This is a genomic window from Bacillus methanolicus (assembly GCF_028888695.1).
Taxonomy (GTDB): domain Bacteria; phylum Bacillota; class Bacilli; order Bacillales; family Cytobacillaceae; genus Bacillus_Z; species Bacillus_Z methanolicus_B.
This window is the reverse complement of sequence record NZ_PNFF01000001.1, coordinates 1,897,499-1,914,661: the sequence shown is the minus strand read 5'-3', so window position 1 is coordinate 1,914,661 and position 17,163 is coordinate 1,897,499. Positions and strand designations below refer to the sequence as shown.

Annotated in this window: 17 protein-coding genes; 14 read left to right on the top strand and 3 right to left on the bottom strand. The window is 37.2% G+C overall.

What is annotated here, in order from left to right; genetic code table 11:
- Window positions 1–190: 190 nt before the first annotated feature.
- The 5 genes from C0966_RS09650 to phoU all read left to right on the top strand — a co-directional run bounded on the left by C0966_RS09650 (window position 191) and on the right by phoU (window position 4,676).
- A complete protein-coding gene (locus C0966_RS09650; protein ID WP_274855204.1) occupies window positions 191–1,168 on the top strand; it encodes a PstS family phosphate ABC transporter substrate-binding protein in 978 nt (325 codons plus the stop codon).
- A gap of 72 nt (window positions 1,169–1,240) precedes the next feature.
- Complete coding sequence (pstC, locus tag C0966_RS09645) at window positions 1,241–2,191, top strand: phosphate ABC transporter permease subunit PstC (protein ID WP_425535924.1); 951 nt, start codon at window positions 1,241–1,243, stop codon at window positions 2,189–2,191.
- Complete coding sequence (gene pstA / locus C0966_RS09640; protein ID WP_274855202.1) at window positions 2,191–3,069, top strand: phosphate ABC transporter permease PstA; 879 nt, start codon at window positions 2,191–2,193, stop codon at window positions 3,067–3,069. The genes pstC and pstA overlap by 1 nt, the downstream gene beginning before the upstream one ends.
- A gap of 68 nt (window positions 3,070–3,137) precedes the next feature.
- Entirely contained in the window at window positions 3,138–3,938 is an 801-nt protein-coding gene (gene pstB, locus C0966_RS09635; protein ID WP_274855759.1) for a phosphate ABC transporter ATP-binding protein PstB, read from the top strand.
- Window positions 3,939–4,016: 78 nt separating this feature from the next.
- A complete protein-coding gene (gene phoU / locus C0966_RS09630) occupies window positions 4,017–4,676 on the top strand; it encodes a phosphate signaling complex protein PhoU (RefSeq protein WP_274855201.1) in 660 nt (219 codons plus the stop codon).
- A 68-nt stretch (window positions 4,677–4,744) separates the two neighbouring features.
- Here the strand turns inward: phoU and C0966_RS09625 are convergent, their stop codons facing one another.
- Both C0966_RS09625 and C0966_RS09620 read right to left on the bottom strand, forming a co-directional pair.
- Window positions 4,745–5,248 (bottom strand): aminodeoxychorismate lyase, encoded by a 504-nt coding sequence (locus tag C0966_RS09625; RefSeq protein WP_274855199.1) that lies wholly within the window; start codon window positions 5,246–5,248, stop codon window positions 4,745–4,747.
- On the bottom strand, window positions 5,241–5,630 hold the full coding sequence (locus tag C0966_RS09620) for a hypothetical protein (RefSeq protein WP_274855197.1): 390 nt from the start codon (window positions 5,628–5,630) through the stop codon (window positions 5,241–5,243). The genes C0966_RS09625 and C0966_RS09620 overlap by 8 nt, the downstream gene beginning before the upstream one ends.
- 326 nt (window positions 5,631–5,956) lie before the next feature.
- Here C0966_RS09620 and C0966_RS09615 point away from each other — a divergent pair, with 326 nt between their 5' ends.
- From C0966_RS09615 to C0966_RS09590, 6 genes are all read left to right on the top strand, one after another.
- Window positions 5,957–6,634: a DUF4912 domain-containing protein gene (locus tag C0966_RS09615; RefSeq protein WP_274855196.1), complete on the top strand. Its 678-nt coding sequence runs from the start codon at window positions 5,957–5,959 to the stop codon at window positions 6,632–6,634.
- Window position 6,635: 1 nt separating this feature from the next.
- Complete coding sequence (locus C0966_RS09610) at window positions 6,636–9,044, top strand: glycosyltransferase (RefSeq protein ID WP_274855195.1); 2,409 nt, start codon at window positions 6,636–6,638, stop codon at window positions 9,042–9,044.
- An 80-nt stretch (window positions 9,045–9,124) separates the two neighbouring features.
- Window positions 9,125–9,718 (top strand): hypothetical protein, encoded by a 594-nt coding sequence (locus C0966_RS09605; RefSeq protein ID WP_274855194.1) that lies wholly within the window; start codon window positions 9,125–9,127, stop codon window positions 9,716–9,718.
- 76 nt (window positions 9,719–9,794) lie between these two features.
- The gene (rpmG, locus tag C0966_RS09600) at window positions 9,795–9,944 is read left to right on the top strand and encodes a 50S ribosomal protein L33 (protein WP_274855193.1); all 150 of its coding nucleotides are present in this window, start codon (window positions 9,795–9,797) and stop codon (window positions 9,942–9,944) included.
- A gap of 50 nt (window positions 9,945–9,994) precedes the next feature.
- Window positions 9,995–10,576, top strand: coding sequence for a 5-formyltetrahydrofolate cyclo-ligase (locus C0966_RS09595; RefSeq protein WP_274855192.1), 582 nt, complete (start codon window positions 9,995–9,997; stop codon window positions 10,574–10,576).
- A gap of 426 nt (window positions 10,577–11,002) precedes the next feature.
- Window positions 11,003–12,559 carry a rhomboid family intramembrane serine protease gene (locus tag C0966_RS09590; protein ID WP_274855191.1) on the top strand — a complete coding sequence of 519 codons (1,557 nt, stop codon included), beginning with the start codon at window positions 11,003–11,005 and terminating at the stop codon, window positions 12,557–12,559.
- Here C0966_RS09590 and C0966_RS09585 read toward each other — a convergent pair.
- The gene (locus tag C0966_RS09585; protein WP_274855190.1) at window positions 12,525–13,400 is read right to left on the bottom strand and encodes a hypothetical protein; all 876 of its coding nucleotides are present in this window, start codon (window positions 13,398–13,400) and stop codon (window positions 12,525–12,527) included. The genes C0966_RS09590 and C0966_RS09585 overlap by 35 nt on opposite strands.
- A 162-nt stretch (window positions 13,401–13,562) precedes the next feature.
- Here C0966_RS09585 and C0966_RS09580 point away from each other — a divergent pair, with 162 nt between their 5' ends.
- The 3 genes from C0966_RS09580 to C0966_RS09570 all read left to right on the top strand — a co-directional run bounded on the left by C0966_RS09580 (window position 13,563) and on the right by C0966_RS09570 (window position 17,022).
- Window positions 13,563–13,793, top strand: coding sequence for a YqgQ family protein (locus C0966_RS09580; protein WP_004437851.1), 231 nt, complete (start codon window positions 13,563–13,565; stop codon window positions 13,791–13,793).
- Window positions 13,786–14,763, top strand: a complete 978-nt coding sequence (locus tag C0966_RS09575; protein ID WP_274855188.1) for an ROK family glucokinase — start codon at window positions 13,786–13,788, stop codon at window positions 14,761–14,763. The genes C0966_RS09580 and C0966_RS09575 overlap by 8 nt, the downstream gene beginning before the upstream one ends.
- Before the next feature lie 360 nt (window positions 14,764–15,123).
- A complete protein-coding gene (locus C0966_RS09570; RefSeq protein ID WP_274855187.1) occupies window positions 15,124–17,022 on the top strand; it encodes an LTA synthase family protein in 1,899 nt (632 codons plus the stop codon).
- Window positions 17,023–17,163 lie beyond the last annotated feature (141 nt).

Below are 17,163 nucleotides of genomic sequence, written 5' to 3'. Positions count from 1 at the left end.
TAAATTTCTTCTAAAGAAATAAGTAGTAATATATTCATAAAAATTCTTCATCATATTTTTCGACACAATTTTCCAGTATTCAACCCTAATTTACAAAACCTTTACAATTTGTTAAAACCGAATTAATAGTTGAACATTATGCTAGTACATGTAGGACAAAACAACGAAATCTCTTAGGGGGAATAAAGGAATGAAAAGCTTTAAGTTCTTAGCACTTTCAGCGATGATAAGCGGAGTGCTAGCATTCACAGCAGCTTGTGGAAATGCTGACCAAAACCAAAACAATGGAAACGGCGGCACAAAAGAAGAACAAGCTGGTGAAGAAAATAAGCAGCTTCAAGGTGAAATTAAAATCGACGGTTCATCTACAGTATATCCAATTATGGAAGCTGTTGTTGAAGAATATCAAATGGAACAGCCTGGAGTTAAAGTTTCTGTTGGATCCTCCGGTACAGGCGGCGGTTTTGAAGCTTTTATCGCAGGTGAAACACAACTAAGCAATGCTTCCCGCCCAATTAAAGATGAAGAAAAAGCGCATCTTGAAGAAAAAGGAATTGACTACACTGAATTTAAATTAGCATATGACGGTCTTTCTGTAGTTGTTAACAAAGATAATGACTGGGTAGACCACTTAACGCTTGATGAATTAAAGAAAATGTGGACTGGCCAAGCTACAAAATGGTCAGATGTTCGCCAAGGCTGGCCTGATGAGGAAATCAAATTCTATTCTCCTGGTACTGACTCCGGTACTTACGATTACTTCGATGAAGTAGTTCTTGGTGGTGCGCCTATCGTTAAAGGTGCTACACTATCTGAAGATGACAACGTATTAGTACAAGGCGTTACAGGCGACAAGAATGCAATCGGATATTTCGGTTATGCCTACTATGTAGAAAATAAAGATAAGTTAAAAGTTGTTCCGATTGATGGCGGAAACGGTCCTGTAGAACCAACAAACGAAACAATTGAGAGTGGAGAATATTCACCGCTTTCTCGTCCGCTTTTCACTTATGTAAAAAATTCAGCAGTGAAAGAACAGCCGGAAGTTTATGATTTCGTGAAATTTACGCTTGAAAATGCCGCACAATTCTCTGAAGATGTTGGCTACGTAAAATTACCGGATGAAGAGTATAAAAAAGGTCTTGAAACACTAGAAGGTCTAAAGTAAGATAAACAATTGACAGATGGGAAGCTCATTTTAGCTTCTCATCTTGTTGTGTGGATGAAAGGGGTTTTTATTTTGGCCTACCAATCAACAAATAAATCCATTTCCGTACAAGAAATGATTGAGGCTAAGAAAAGAAAGAAAAGTGCAAATAGGGTTGCTGATAAAGTTGTACCTTTTCTTTTGTTGCTGACTGCAATAGTTTCCATTTTGACAACGCTCGGTATTGTATTTACATTAATCTTTGAAACGTTTACATTCTTTAACCGAGTTTCAATTGTTGAGTTTTTTACAGCGAAAACATGGTATCCATTTTCTGAAACTCAAGGATCATATGGAATAATGCCGCTAATTTCCGGAACTCTAAAAGTTACGATCATCGCAGTGTTGGTTGCTGTTCCGGTTGGATTGTCTTCAGCCATCTATTTGAGTGAATATGCTTCTGATCGAGTCAGACGGATTATCAAGCCGATACTTGAGGTGTTAGCGGGAATCCCGACGATCGTTTACGGATTCTTTGCTTTGACATTTGTCACACCGATTTTAAGAGATCTTATTCCTTCCTTGGAAGTCTTTAATGCGCTGAGCCCGGGAATTGTCATCGGAATTATGATCACGCCTATGATTGCATCATTATCAGAAGATGCGATGTCTTCCGTTCCGAATTCGATGCGTGAAGGTGCGCTTGCATTAGGTTCAACAAAGTTTGAAGTTTCAATGAAAGTCGTTCTTCCGGCCGCTATTTCCGGGATCATTGCTTCTATTGTTTTAGCAACTTCCAGAGCAATTGGGGAGACAATGATTGTAACAGTAGCGGGTGGTTCAACACCGAACTTAGACTGGAACATAACAAGTTCGATTCAAACAATGACAGCATATATTGTTCAAGTCAGTCAGGGCGATGCCGGCTACGGCACTACTATTTATTACAGTATATATGCTGTCGGTACAACATTGTTTGTATTTACCCTTGCAATGAACCTGCTTGCACAATTTATCTCTCGCCGTTTTAGGGAGGAATATTAATGAAATTAATTGATCATTCTAGAGTCATAAATCGGATGAAACCAAGACTGGTTTCGAATCAAATTTTTAGGGCACTGTTTTTTGCAGCCACAATGTTTGCTTTGCTCGTCCTTGGCATTTTATTGTATCGGATATTCACTCAAGGATTTGGTTATTTGGATCTTCAATTTTTACAAAGCTTGCCTTCACGAAAGCCAGAACAGGCAGGGGTCTACACTGCATTAATAGGATCGATTTGGCTCATGGCTGTTGTAGCCCCGGTATCTCTCATTCTCGGTGTGGGAACTGCTTTATACTTAGAGGAATACGCAAAGAAAAACTTTTTTACTGATTTAATCCGGGTGAACATATCGAATCTTGCCGGAGTTCCTTCGATTGTATTTGGACTATTGGGATTAACGGTGTTCGTACGTGCACTTGCGCTAGGAAGAAGCGTACTTGCTGCAGGATTGACAATGAGCCTGCTTATCTTGCCGATTATTATCGTCGCCTCTCAGGAAGCAATCAGGTCAGTGCCAAAAGAATTAAGGGAAGCTTCGTACGCAATGGGAGCAACGAAATGGCAGACAATTGTCAAAGTTGTTCTTCCGGCTGCCATTCCGGGAATTTTAACCGGAGGGATTTTGGCTTTATCCCGTGCAATAGGAGAAACAGCTCCCCTTGTCGTTCTCGGGCTGCCGCTTTTCTTGGCCTTTTTGCCAAAAACGGTTTTTGACATGTTTACAGTCCTTCCGATGCAAATTTATAACTGGACCAGCCGCCCGCAGGAAGAGTTTCATGCATTGGCGGCCGCAGGGATCATCGTATTGCTTGCATTATTGATCTTAATGAATTCTGTTGCGGTATTGATTCGCAATAAGTTTCAAAAAAGATTTTAGAGACGGCATTTTTGCTTTTCATAATGAAGGAGGCTTCCAAAATGAACATAACTATTGAAAAAGAAAAAATGACAATTCGCAAGGAAGAGTCAGTAAACATGCCAAAAAAGGAAAAAATGGCTGTTTATCAAACAAAACAACTAAACTTATGGTACGGTGACAATCACGCATTAAAGAATATTGATCTTGATATATACGAAAATGAAGTAACAGCTATTATCGGTCCGTCTGGTTGCGGAAAATCGACGTATATTAAGACATTAAACCGAATGATTGAACTCGTGCCCGGGGTGAGAACTTCCGGAGAAATTTCTTACCGCGGCCGAAATATATTTGATAGCGATTATCGTGTAGAAGAGCTTCGTACGAAAGTAGGAATGGTATTCCAGAAACCAAATCCGTTTCCTAAGTCAATTTACGAAAATGTTGCTTATGGCCCAAAGATTCATGGAATCCGCGACAAAAAGATTCTTGATCAAATCGTTGAAAAGAGTCTTAGAGGAGCTGCGATTTGGGATGAGGTAAAGGACCGACTTCATACAAATGCATACGATTTATCTGGCGGCCAGCAGCAGCGCCTTTGCATTGCACGCTGTCTCGCGATTGAGCCGGATGTTATTTTAATGGATGAACCTACCTCTGCTTTAGACCCAATCTCAACTTTAAAGGTGGAGGAGCTTGTCCAAGAATTGAAAAAAGATTTCAGCATCATTATCGTTACACACAACATGCAGCAGGCTGCCCGAATTTCCGATAAGACTGCATTCTTCTTAAATGGTGAAGTAGTTGAATATTCTGATACAAATAAAATTTTCTCTAACCCTTCTGATAAGCGTACGGAAGATTATATTACAGGTCGTTTTGGCTAATTATCGGATCAATCGTGCGAAATTTCACGTTTCGCACGATTTTTCTTCAATATCAAGAGGACGAAGGGAGTTTTTAACATGGTAGTTAGGGAACGATTTGAATATGATTTAAAAGAAATGCAAAACAAACTTATTGAATTAGGAGAATTTGCAAATAAAGCGTTGGCGCGAGCAGTTAAGGCTTTGGAAGAAAAGAACATTGAATTAGCAATCAAAGTAATGGAAGATGATACAGAAGCCGATATTTTGGATGAAGAAATCAATGACTTGGCCATACTGCTCATTGCAAAACAACAGCCTGTTGCCATCGATTTAAGGCGCATTATTGTAGCAATCAAAATTGCAACTGATATTGAAAGAATAGCTGATTACGCGGTCAACATCGCAAAATCAGCCATTCGAATCGGAAACGAGCCGTTAGTGAAGCCAATTGAACATATCAAGAGAATGCATGAAATTACTACTGAAATGTTAAGGATGTCGCTGGAAGCTTTTAATGAGGAGGACGTTGTGAAAGCAAAAAAGGTGGCTGAAATGGATGATGAAGTAGATGATTTATATGGTCAAACAATTCGAGATTTATTACAGTTAAACCAGCAAAAGCCTGAATTTCTCCCGCAAATAACCCAGTTATCTTTTATATCCCGGTATTTGGAAAGGTCGGCAGACCATATCACCAATATTGCTGAAAGTATTTTTTACCTTGTAAAAGGCAGACGCTTTGACTTAAATAATTAAATGAAAAGGCTGTCTTATAAGGGTCTGACACCATCCATCAATGACAATATTGGATGGGTCTGACCCTGTTAACTTTTTGTCAGAATCTTGGCAATTTGGCTGTAATCCATTTCATTTGTTAAAAGAAAAGTTCCAAGTTGTATTCTCGTGCTGTAGCCGTTTTTACTTAAATATTCCTCAAAATCTTCGGCATCTTCGATAATCCGAACATTTGCCAGAATGGTAGCGATTTGTTCGGTATTCATCCCGTCCGTTATTTTTAACTCGTAAGAAATTATTTTATTTTCCTCAGCAACTGATGAAGCTTGTACATGATCATTATTTGTATGTATACTTTTCTCAGCATTTTCGGCGGTTTCCTGATATTGTTCCGCTTCGCTTTTTCGATGTGAATGTTTCTGTAATTTTGTAAATTCAGATTGTGACAGCACAATAAATCCTTTATCTTCAAGTGTTTGCTTTGCTTTACTTATCGACCCATTTTCATTTTGAAAAAAATAATAATACGTTCCAATCAGACTTACAGAAAAAAGTATTCCTAAGGCAAACGCTCTGACCGTTCTTTTATTCATCGTTTTCTCCCCGGTTTTTAAAAAAATCGTGCAAGATTCTGTTTACATCATCAATGGTTAACGAAGATTGCTTTGCGATTTGTTCTACAGAAAGACCTTGTTGTGCCAATAGAAGAACTTGATTGCGAATGATGGCATGTATCTCTTTCTTTTTTTTAGGAAATTTAGGTCTTGTAAATGTCTTTTTGATATCTTCGTCGCTGATCAGCAATTCCTCTTCTAAAATTTTTAATTTCTTTTTGATTTGATAAAGCTCTTTCATTTGATGCATGGAAAGCTCATCGATCTCTTCACGGACCTTTTCATATGGATCACTGATAAAGAATGATATGAATAAGAGAAGAACTGAAAATGTCAGGAGTCCTGCAAAAATCCACTCCATGAATTACACCTCGAAATAATAGACGTAGCAACTGCAATATTATTTTACCATACATGTGACAAATTTCGAGGATTTTTGATTAAAGGAAATGGTCGTAAAAAATCAGATTTTCATAAAATGATACTGTCGAAATATGAAAAGATTGCTCTATTATTGTTGAAATCAAATTATTTTCTTCCATTACACTTGTCAGAACAGATATAAACAAATTCCGACAAAATGCGTTCATTGTTTAGCCATTCGGTCAATGCTAACATAAATATAAAGAATCTTAACGGTTTATTTTCATATAAAATATAGTTTATAGAAATGAGGTGCCTGTATAGATGATTGAAGAAATTGTTAAGCTTCGCAGAAAAGGCCTGTCATTTCGAAAAATCGCTGCCCGGCTGAATACGACTGTCGGAAAAGTTCAATATCAATGGAAGAAATATATGAAAAAGAAATCTGAACCTTTACGCCATGACACTGGCTCTCGAATAAATAAAAAGGAAGAGAAACCATTGTCTATTGCAAACAAATATAAACATGTCCATCAAGAGGATCACCTCTGTATTTGGCTCATTTCCCCAAATAAACTTTACAGTTTTTGGCGCTTGTCAGAAGAACAGAAAAAACTGATTTCTCATTATTATCAGAGGCCGTTCGCTGATTTTCAGCTTGTGCTTAGATTATATGACGTGACTTGCATTCTGTTTAATGGGAGCAATGCACACGATGTATTTGAAATTTTCTTGCCGGATAATAAAAAAAGCTGGTTTATTAAAGGATTAAAGCCAAACAGATGTTATTGCGCCGAATTAGGCATTAAATTATCGGATCATCATTTTTTACCGCTTCTGCGGTCAAATGCAATTCATGTACCTAGATCAGATGTTGAACAGGCGGGGGAATTGGCAAAAGAACTTGAATGGTTTCAAAGCAGCCGGAGAAATGCTCCTAAGTGGGTTGAACATGTAAGCACTTACAGCTTTTATGAAACGAAAGAAGGCATGGTGGACTAAAATGATGAAACCTTTCTTTTTGCCCATTGTATATATGGATATACCGACAATAAGCATAAAAATCAACTCGAATGTACGAAATGAGTTATTTGTTTTTACAGCAAAATTAATAGAAATATTGTCTAAACTTGAAAATGGACCGCAAAACGTAAAAATATATTTGGCGATCCCTCCTATTTATTATGAAGTTGCCGGACAAGCAATATTTCAAGATAAAATGACGGAATTTTTAGAAAAAGAAACAGATCAGTTTCCAGGTTTAATTGATATTTGGAAAAAATGGGATCAAAGTGTTATCAAAAGTGTGAGTAATATGATCAATCTAGAAAAAATTGATCTTCTTGCAGTGCCTGTAACAGGGGCAATCTTGCCGTTTATCGCAACTTCTGCCGGCATTCAAGCCCATATTCACGAAGGATTATCCATATTGGAAAGTTGTTTCTCGGTTCGTCCGCAAGGATTTTGGTTTCCTAAAGGAGCATTTGAGCCTGGGCTTGACCTATTTCTTATGAATGAGGGAATTCAATACAGTTTTATCAATGAAGATACGATTAAATTTGCCGACCCGACACCCTCCGGAAATGGAAAAAAACCGATACGCTCTCCGCACGGTCTAATATTTTTTCCGATACAGAAAGAGGTAAAGCAAGGAGGAATTTCAGTCGGACTATGTGACAATGAATTTCTTAATAATAAGTCAAGTCAAGTGTTTGTGGTAGCCGAAAACCTATTATCTGATGAAATAGAAAACTTTTTTGATTTCGCAAAAAATATGGCGATCAACTCATCCGTTTCGATGGAAGTTTCAAAATTTTTAACAGAATTCGGGAAAACAGCGGAAAATGTTCATATTTGTTCGTCTTTTTCAATAACTGAAAGCTGTTCACCGCTCATTTCGGAAGAATCAACAATTTTGGAAGAAAGCTTTTTGATCGAAACAGAAATTAAAAAGATGGGAAGGTTGATTGAGAATTCTTTTGAAAAAAGAATATTGAAACAGATGCTTAAACGTTGGCTTTTGTTATCAGGTTCAGCAGCAAGCAGCGAGAAAACACAAGATGCGGCAAAAGAGCATATATTATCAATTTATAAATTAAAAGAAATGTTGACTGGCAAAAGGCAGGCTGATGAACTGGATGAAATGGAAAAATCACTTTCGATCTTAGAAAACCTTTCGTTAAAAGGATGGATCAAAGAAGCTAAAAGCAATTTATCAATGGAATCGAAAAGTCAAGGCATGAAAATATTAATGCTGACATGGGAGTTTCCTCCGAACATTGTTGGAGGACTTGCCAGACATGTACACGGGCTTTCGGAAAGCCTTGCAAAATTAGGTTATGAAATCCATGTGATCACCGCACAAACTTCGGATCTTCCTTCTTTTGAAAAGCGAAAAGGGGTTTTCATCCACAGGGTTGCCCCATTGAACGAAAAGGATCATGACTTTCTAGCATGGGTGGCAGGGCTTAATTTAGCGATGGCAAACAAAGCAAAGGAGCTTGCAGCTGTTCATGATTTTAAAGTTATTCATGCCCATGACTGGCTCGTTGGTTCTGCTGCAATTTCTTTAAAAACTTTTTTGAATATTACGTTAATTACAACAATGCATGCTACCGAACACGGAAGAAATAATGGTATCTATACAGACATGCAGCACTTTATTCATAAGAAAGAAGAACTTCTCCTTCAAGCGTCCGATCAAATCATTGTTTGCAGTGAACATATGAAGGATGAATTGAAGAATGTATTTAATACTTGTGAAGAAAAGATTGCGATTATTCCTAATGGTGTATTCAAACAAGAAGACCAATTAAATTTTCATGGATTATTGGATGGCCTGCCGGTTTTTCATGAAAGAAAAATGATATTTTCTATTGGAAGAATGGTAAGAGAAAAAGGATTTGATACACTTATTGAAACCGCAATAAAGATGAAAGCAAGAAGTGATGAACTATATTTTGTGATTGCCGGAAAAGGTCCTATGCTTGAAGAATACCGGCAAAAGGTAAAAGATAACAATGTGGAAAATTTTGTTTATTTTATTGGGTTTATCCGGGATGAACAGAGGGATGCACTTTTAACGCAATGTGAAGCAGCTGTTTTTCCAAGTCTTTATGAACCATTTGGCATTGTAGCCCTTGAGGCCATGAGTTTTGGCAAACCAACCATTGTTTCAGAAACCGGCGGATTAAGAGGCATTATTCAGCCGTATAAAACAGGTCTATTTATGGATCCGGGCAATTCGTTAAGTTTAATACAACAACTTGAATTTGTACTTGAAGACCGGAATAGAGCGAAAGAAATCGGTGAAAACGGACGAAAAGTTGTTGAAAGTCTATTCAGCTGGACGAGAATTGCGGAAGAAACGAAAAGAACATACGAGGATGTTTTGTTAAATATGAAGATATGAGATATAGAGTGATTTAAGAAAATCCAACGGAGAATTCTTTCAGAAAGAAAACTGACTACAAAAATACGGGGGAGAAAAGGATGAAAGGGTTAATCATATCAGGGGATAAAGGAGAGAGATTAAAACTTAGAATGATTCCAGGTTTATGGATAGAAGGAAGAACATATTGGGCGCAGCATGATTTTGGAATATTTATCCAAGAAAAAGATGTATCGTTTGAAATAAAGAGAACAGACCTTCAATCAGAAATTTGTTTATATGATATCATGATCACGAATCATTCTTTAGATGTAAAGGAAGTAAAGCTGCTAATGGTGTATAGCAATGAAAGTATATCGGATGATCAACTTGCATTTGTTTCTCCGTCAGAAAAAGTCATCTTTCATCATGTCGATAAAAGAATGTATTTAATTAACGGCAAAACAAACGGAAATGGAACCGAATCAACTACCGTTCATCCAATTAGGACTGTTCCAGCTGAAAACATATGGAGCTGTGAGAAAAAAGGCATTCTTCGCTATATGCCTTTAGCGAAAGGATCGGTCGCAAGCATATTTTCTCTCAACTTGATTTTGCAAGGACATGAAACACAATATGGGAGTTCATGGGTTATTTGCGGCAAGGAAAGGAAAAAGCTTATTAACTTGAACAATGCACTTTTAAAAACACACTAGCAATTCCTTTTAAAAAGTGGTATTATAGAAAAGTCGTATGAACGAACTAGTTTTCACAGGTTGGAGGGAGTAAAACATGCGTGTGAACATTACGTTAGCTTGCACTGAATGTGGAGATCGCAACTATATTTCTACAAAAAATAAACGCAATAATCCTGATCGTCTTGAGCTAAAAAAATATTGCCCAAGAGAAAAACGCTCTACATTACATCGTGAAACAAAATAAGCAGCGGGGATACCTGCTGCTTTTTTGTTGCTAACTCGGGAGAGATGATAATGGAAACGAAGCAAATGATCCGAAAAGCAGTAAAAGAGAAGCTCGCAAATATGCAAAAACCTGAATACGAAGATAAGTCTTACCAAATTGCACAAAGGTTATTTTCCGATCCGTATTGGAAAGATGCAAAAACAATTGCCATTACTGTGTCAAATCCGCCCGAAGCAGATACACTGCAAATTATCAGAAAAGGATGGGAACTCGGAAAAAAGATCGCTGTTCCAAAATGCATTTCCGAAAGCAAGCAGATGGTTTTTCGTACTTTAACACGTTTTTCCGAACTTGAATCAAGTTTTTTCAATTTATATGAGCCGATAGCAGACCAAACAGAAGCTGTCAACGCCAATGAAATTGACCTTATGATTGTTCCTGGTGTCGCATTTACGTACGATTGTTATAGGATTGGACACGGAGGGGGGTATTATGACCGTTATTTAACAAATTTCAACGGAAAAACGGTTTCTCTCGCATTTGAAGAGCAGTTGATTGATCACTTTCAAGTTGAAGAACATGATATTCCTGTCATGAAGCTAATTACGGATAAAAAGGTTATTGAGATTAATGGAGGAAAAAGGTGCTAATCAGTATACAGGATAAAAACCTCCCTTCTTTCTTAAAATAAGAACGGAGGGATGAAAAGTGATACGAATGCTTACATCTATATTAATGATAGGAACTGCGGTGTATTTTGTTTACCAAAACCGATATCGGTTGATTAATCTGCTTTTTGGAAACTCTTTTATTCGCCGTCTCTTATTAAGGATATTTATGAATGTTCCAGGCGTACGAAATAAAATCATTCAATCAGTTTTTCCAAGTCATGGAAAGAATTAAAAAGGCCGAACAGGTCTTTTTATTTTTTAGAAAAGTCTAATTAAAGTTATTGCATTTTTTCGTTTATAATAATTTTAATAAGGAAAAAATGCATGAAAGCAAATTTTCACGATCGCATTTGCAAAACATAATTCTTAGGCATAAGAGATGAAATGCAGAAAGTAGGGGGAAAGTTGAGTCTTAGAGAGGATTATCTTTTTTGGAGGTTGGCACACTTCCTCATTTCGAAAAAACAGTATAGGATCATTCAATTATCCGCTGACCAAAATGAGCTTTGGCTTGAAAAACTGGAGAATAAACAAGCTCAAATCATAAGATTGTTAAGATATGATATTGATTGGAGCAATTGGATCCAGAGAGATATCGAATTAACTGCAATGAACGGTGAGAGAATGAGAAAACAGCTCGGTATGAGACATCTTTCTGTTGTCAATGTGTATGTAACCCCTTATCCGCCTGTAGACGATTACCTGTTCCGGATCGAAAAACCTTTTACAAGTCCGCATAGTGATCGAACAAATGTTACGACATTCTTAATTGAAAAAAATAATACCGAAAGTTCTTTACAAAATCTTGAGCATTATTTTCACGATTCATTAATTTTTGATTTAAAGGATGACTATACGGAAAGCGAAATTGAAGCAGTGAAAGCATCTGCATTAGAGGCAGCAAAAGCAAATGCGAAAGCTGAAAAAGATGTTTTCAATATCGGGAAGCCATTCTTTACATATATTTTTATGCTTTTGCAAATTGCTGTATTTTTGTTATTGACGCTAAACGGAGGAAGTACAAATACATCAACGCTCATTCGATTTGGGGCAAAATTTAATCCGTTGATCATTGAAGGAGAATGGTGGCGCTTTTTTACTCCTATTTTTCTTCATATTGGAATTCTACATTTAGTGATGAATACGCTCTCTTTATACTACCTGGGAACAGTTGTCGAGAGAATATATGGAAGTGTCCGGTTTTTGCTTATTTATTTGTTTGCCGGGTTTGCTGGTTCGCTTGCCAGCTTTGTATTCAGTCCAAGCTTATCAGCAGGCGCCAGCGGGGCCATTTTTGGCTGTTTTGGAGCTTTGCTTTATTTTGGAGTTATTCATCCCGGTCTATTTTTCCGGACAATGGGCATGAATATTCTCGTTGTACTTGGGATTAACTTGGCATTAGGGTTTACGCTTCCAGGGATTGATAATGCCGGCCACATCGGGGGTCTGATTGGCGGTTTTTTGGCTGCCGGAATTGTTCATTTTCCTGGAAAAAAGAAAATACTTTTTCAAGGATTATTTCTTGTACTTGCTTTTTTTGCTGCAACCGGTTTATTAAAGTATGGATATGAAGATGCGACCCAAAACATTGATGAGCAGTCTGTTCTCGTCCTTGCCCAAGAGTACATCCTATCAGAAAACTATAATAAAGCTTTTGAGCTGTTAAATAATTATGCAAATGAAAACAGACCGACGGAAAATCTTTATTTTCTTTTGTCATATACGGAGATAAAGTTAGGAAATTTCAATGATGCCAAGGAACATTTGCAAAAGGCCATTAAAATGAAACCGGATTTTCATGAAGCGCATTTCAATCTTGCGTTAATTTATTATGATGAAAATAATATCGAAGCTGCACGTAATCATGCCGAAAATGCCGCAAGGATAAAACCTGATCAAAAAGAGTATAAAGACTTATTGAGAAAAATCAACGGCTCCGGGGAATCTGCTGGCGAAGCATAATCGGTTCCCCGTCACGAGTTTCCGTTACGGTGAGTAAATGGGATTTATTCTTTGCCAGCAAAATAAGAGGGACGATGCTGTCTTCCGGTTCAACGACTGTGCCGTCTCTTTTTTTAATTCCTAGGAAATAATTTTTATACAATCCTTCCCACAGGTTGCCAAGGATTCGCTCTGACTCATGTTTCGTAAATCCCGGCAAGGGACGGTTATTGTAATCGATTAAATTTGTCAACGGAATCATAATATATTGATCACGCCTTATCGAAAAATTTTCGATTGCATTTGTCCAGCTTGAATCCAGCCCTTGATTTGTCATTTTGTCAATCGTGGTTTTCCATTCCGTTTCTTCTTTTGTTTCCGGAGTACGAAAAGACTGCAATGGACTGAATGATGAATGAATGACATACAAATGGTCCGCAGACATCGTTTGGGCGCTAAAAATTTGTTTGTTATCATAATGGATTTCGGCATGATGAAATGAAACTGCTTCTAAATGGCTGCTATCTTTATCATAAATCGTTTGTTGTTGAGAAAGATGTGCTGTATTTTGTTTCCACTTTCCCATTTTCCCCTTTAATCGACCGTTAGCATATAAGAAGCCAATATCCTGCCGTAAATAAGCTTCCCGTTCAAGTGTTGACCCAATCTTCCAATCGACAGAATACTGATCCGGTTTTTTTTCATCCAATAAATTCAATTTTGTAAAAGCGTTCAAAAAGACGACATTTGGATCAATCGGAAAAAAGGTAATGCTCTCTTTTACCGGCTGTCCGCGATTTAGGAGAAAAGTTGATGTAGCGATAACAAATATCGTAATGAAAAGAAATAGATGTTTCCTCATGATAAAACCCTCTTTAAAAACAGAATTGAAGCAAGGTTTGTCCCTGATAATGAATATATGTGACAGGCCTGCCGCAATATGTTTACTTGAGCCATCTTTTTGTTTGGATTATACTTTATTCGTGAAGAAATTGTTTTAATTTGAGATTTAGAGGTATTCAGAATGAAATCAATCTACGATATCCAACAGTTGTTAATGAAATACGGCTCGCTGATTTATATTGGGGATAGGCTGGCTGATTTGGAATTAATGGAAACCGAATTAAAAGAACTTTACCAGTCGCAGCTTATTGAGACAAAAGAGTTCCAATCAGCACTTTTGCTATTAAGAAATGAAATCGAAAGAGAAAAAGACAAAAAGCTGAAAAGAAAAAAGGGTGAGGAACATGGCTGAAAAGTGGATTGTCGGGGTGGATCTTGGTGGAACGACGACAAAAATTGCATTTATTTCAATGAATGGTGAAATTCTTTACAAATGGGAAATCCCGACTGACAAATCTGACAGCGGAAAAAAAATTACTACGAATATTGCAAAAGCGATTGATCAAAAGCTGGAAGAACTCGGTCACCCAAAAAGCAAGCTGATTGGAATCGGAATGGGAGCACCAGGGCCTGTTAATTTAACAACAGGAATCGTATACGAAGCTATAAATCTTGGCTGGGAAAATGATTATCCTTTAAAAGATTTATTGGAAACGGAAACATTCCTGCCGGCGGTGATTGATAATGATGCTAATTGCGCTGCGCTAGGAGAAATGTGGAAAGGGGCCGGTAACGGAGCAAAAGACTTAGTTTGCGTAACACTTGGAACCGGTGTTGGAGGAGGCGTTATCGCCAACGGAGACATCGTTCACGGTATCAGCGGCGCTGCCGGTGAAATAGGACATATTACTTCAAAACCAGTAGGCGGAGTTCCGTGTAATTGCGGAAAAACGGGTTGTCTTGAAACAATTGCTTCGGCAACTGGCATTGTCCGTATTGCAAATGAAAAGCTTGCCGAGAAAGAAAATATAGGGAAATTGGCAGAAAGAAGAGCGCAAAATGGTACGATTACTGCAAAGGATGTTTTTGATTGTGCGCGCAATCACGATCCGCTTGCCAATGAAATCATCGATGAGGTAGCTTATCACCTCGGTTTAGCGCTTGCCAGTGCAGCAAATACCCTTAATCCTGAAAAGATCGTTTTAGGCGGCGGTGTTTCGAAAGCCGGTGAAGTCCTATTAAAACCGGTCAAAGAATATTTTAAGAAGTTTGCTTTTCCAAGAGTGGCTGTATCCACCGAAATTTTGCTTGCAACACTTGGTAATGATGCAGGTGTTATTGGAGCAGCCTGGCTCGTTAAAAATAAAATTGACCAAATGTAAATGGTGCTGATTCATAAAGGGTCTGACTCCCTCCGACAATGACAATATATAGAATGGTTTTTGTGTTTGTCTATATGTTGCATCGGAGGGATCTGGCCCTTATTTGTTAACTGCAAAATTCTTCAAAGGATTTTGACGGATGCAAAAAATGGACGAACATGAAACTTTTTTCGATTTCAAACGTCTATTTATTTGGGTATGAGAATACGGCTAATATATAATTCTATAATCATTGTCTTAAGAATGAATTGATTTTTTGTAAAAAAAGTATTAAGATATTGTATAATTGTTTGCCAAGAAATTGAAAATATATAAAAAATGAGATCCACATCTGTCCATGTAACAGGGAGGGTAAAAATAATGCGTAAACTAAAGTGGTCAAAGGTATCGTTGATTGCGATTGCAACAGTTCTCCTTTGGCTAAAAACGTACATTGTCTATAAAACTAGCTTTGAAATAAAAATTGAAAACTGGAAGCAGGAATTTATTCTCTTTATTAATCCATTAAGCTTCCTGTTATTTATTTTTGGCCTAAGTTTATTTTTAAAAGAAAAAAACCAAAATCGCTATATCTTGATTACTAGCTTTCTAGTTTCTGCCGTTTTGTTTGCAAACGTTGTGTTTTACCGGTTTTTTAATGATTTTCTGACCATTCCGGTCTTGTTTCAAACAAGCAATATGAGTGATCTTGGAAGCAGTGTAAATGAATTATTGAATTTAAGCGATTTATTGTATTTCTCTGACTTTTTTATTCTCGCTTTAATTGTCAAATTCAAACCAAATTTTGTTGGAAGCCGCCAGTATTCAAAGGTGGACAGACGCGCATATTTTTTAATCTCAATTGCTATCGCTTTCTTTAATCTGGGCCTTGCAGAAACTGAACGCCCTCAGCTTTTGACACGGACATTTGACCGTGAAATGCTTATAAAAAATATCGGAACTTACAATTACCATATTTATGATGCTTTTCTTCAGTCAAAATCGTCTGCTCAGCGCGCATTTGCTGACGGAAGTGAATTAGCGGATATCGACAACTATGTTCGTGCTAATTATAAGCAGCCAAACGATGACATGTTCGGTATTGCGAAAGGAAAAAATGTCATCTTAGTATCGATGGAATCAACCCAAAGCTTTGTGATCAATCGAACAGTGAATGGCCAGGAAATTACGCCGTTTTTAAATGATTTTATTAAGGAAAGCTATTACTTTGAAAATTTCTATCATCAAACAGGCCAAGGGAAAACATCGGATTCCGAGTTTATTGTGGAGAACTCACTTTATCCATTAAGCCGCGGTGCTGTATTCTTTACCCACTCGGGAAATGAATATACAGCAACTCCGGAAATACTGAATAAGAACGGTTATTTTACTGCATCATTGCATGCGAACAACAAAAGTTTCTGGAACAGAGATATTATGTATAAATCACTTGGCTATCAGCGTTTCTATGATATGAACGACTATGAAATCAATGAGGAAAATACAGTTGGCTGGGGCTTAAAGGACATGGAATTCTTCGAACAGTCCGTACAGCATCTAAAAGAAATGCCAAAGCCTTTTTATGCAAAATTGATTACATTAACGAATCACTTCCCTTTTGAATTAGAAAAAGAAGATATGTTAATTGAACCGTATACTTCAAATGATAAGACGGTAAATAATTATTTTACAACGGTACGTTACCAAGATGAAGCATTGAAGCACTTTATCCAAAAATTGAAAGATGAAGGGCTTTATGAAGACTCGATTATTATTCTTTATGGAGATCATTACGGCATTTCAGAAAACCATAATAAGGCGATGAGTGAATACCTTGGACAGGAGGTAACTCCATTTGTCAGCACACAGCTGCAAAGGGTTCCGCTCATTATTCATATTCCTGGACATAAAGGCAAAACGATTTCAACTGTTTCAGGGCAAATCGACCTAAAGCCGACAATTCTGCATTTGCTTGGAATTGATACGAAACAAGACATTCAATTCGGTTCAGATTTATTCTCTAAAAACAAAATGGATTTTACGGTTTTAAGAGATGGTAGCTTTATTACGAAAGACTATGTGTATACGCGTGAAACATGCTATGATAAGGCAACAGGTGAACCTGCAGCAAATCAAAACGCATGTGAACCGTATATGGAAAAAGCAAAAAATGAACTCGAATACTCTGATAAAATTATTTATGGAGACTTATTGCGGTTCTATGAAAAGACAGAGTACCGAAATAAAGATAACGACAAAATAAAAATATCGAATAGTTAAAGTTGAAGGGGCTGACCCAAAAGTAAAATAACTTTTGGGTCAGCCCCTTTTTTTGATTTCCAAAGCACTATTTGCAGTAATTAATTATTTGAACGAAAAAAGAAAAGAAGGTAATTTTTTTCATTTATCATCATAAATTTC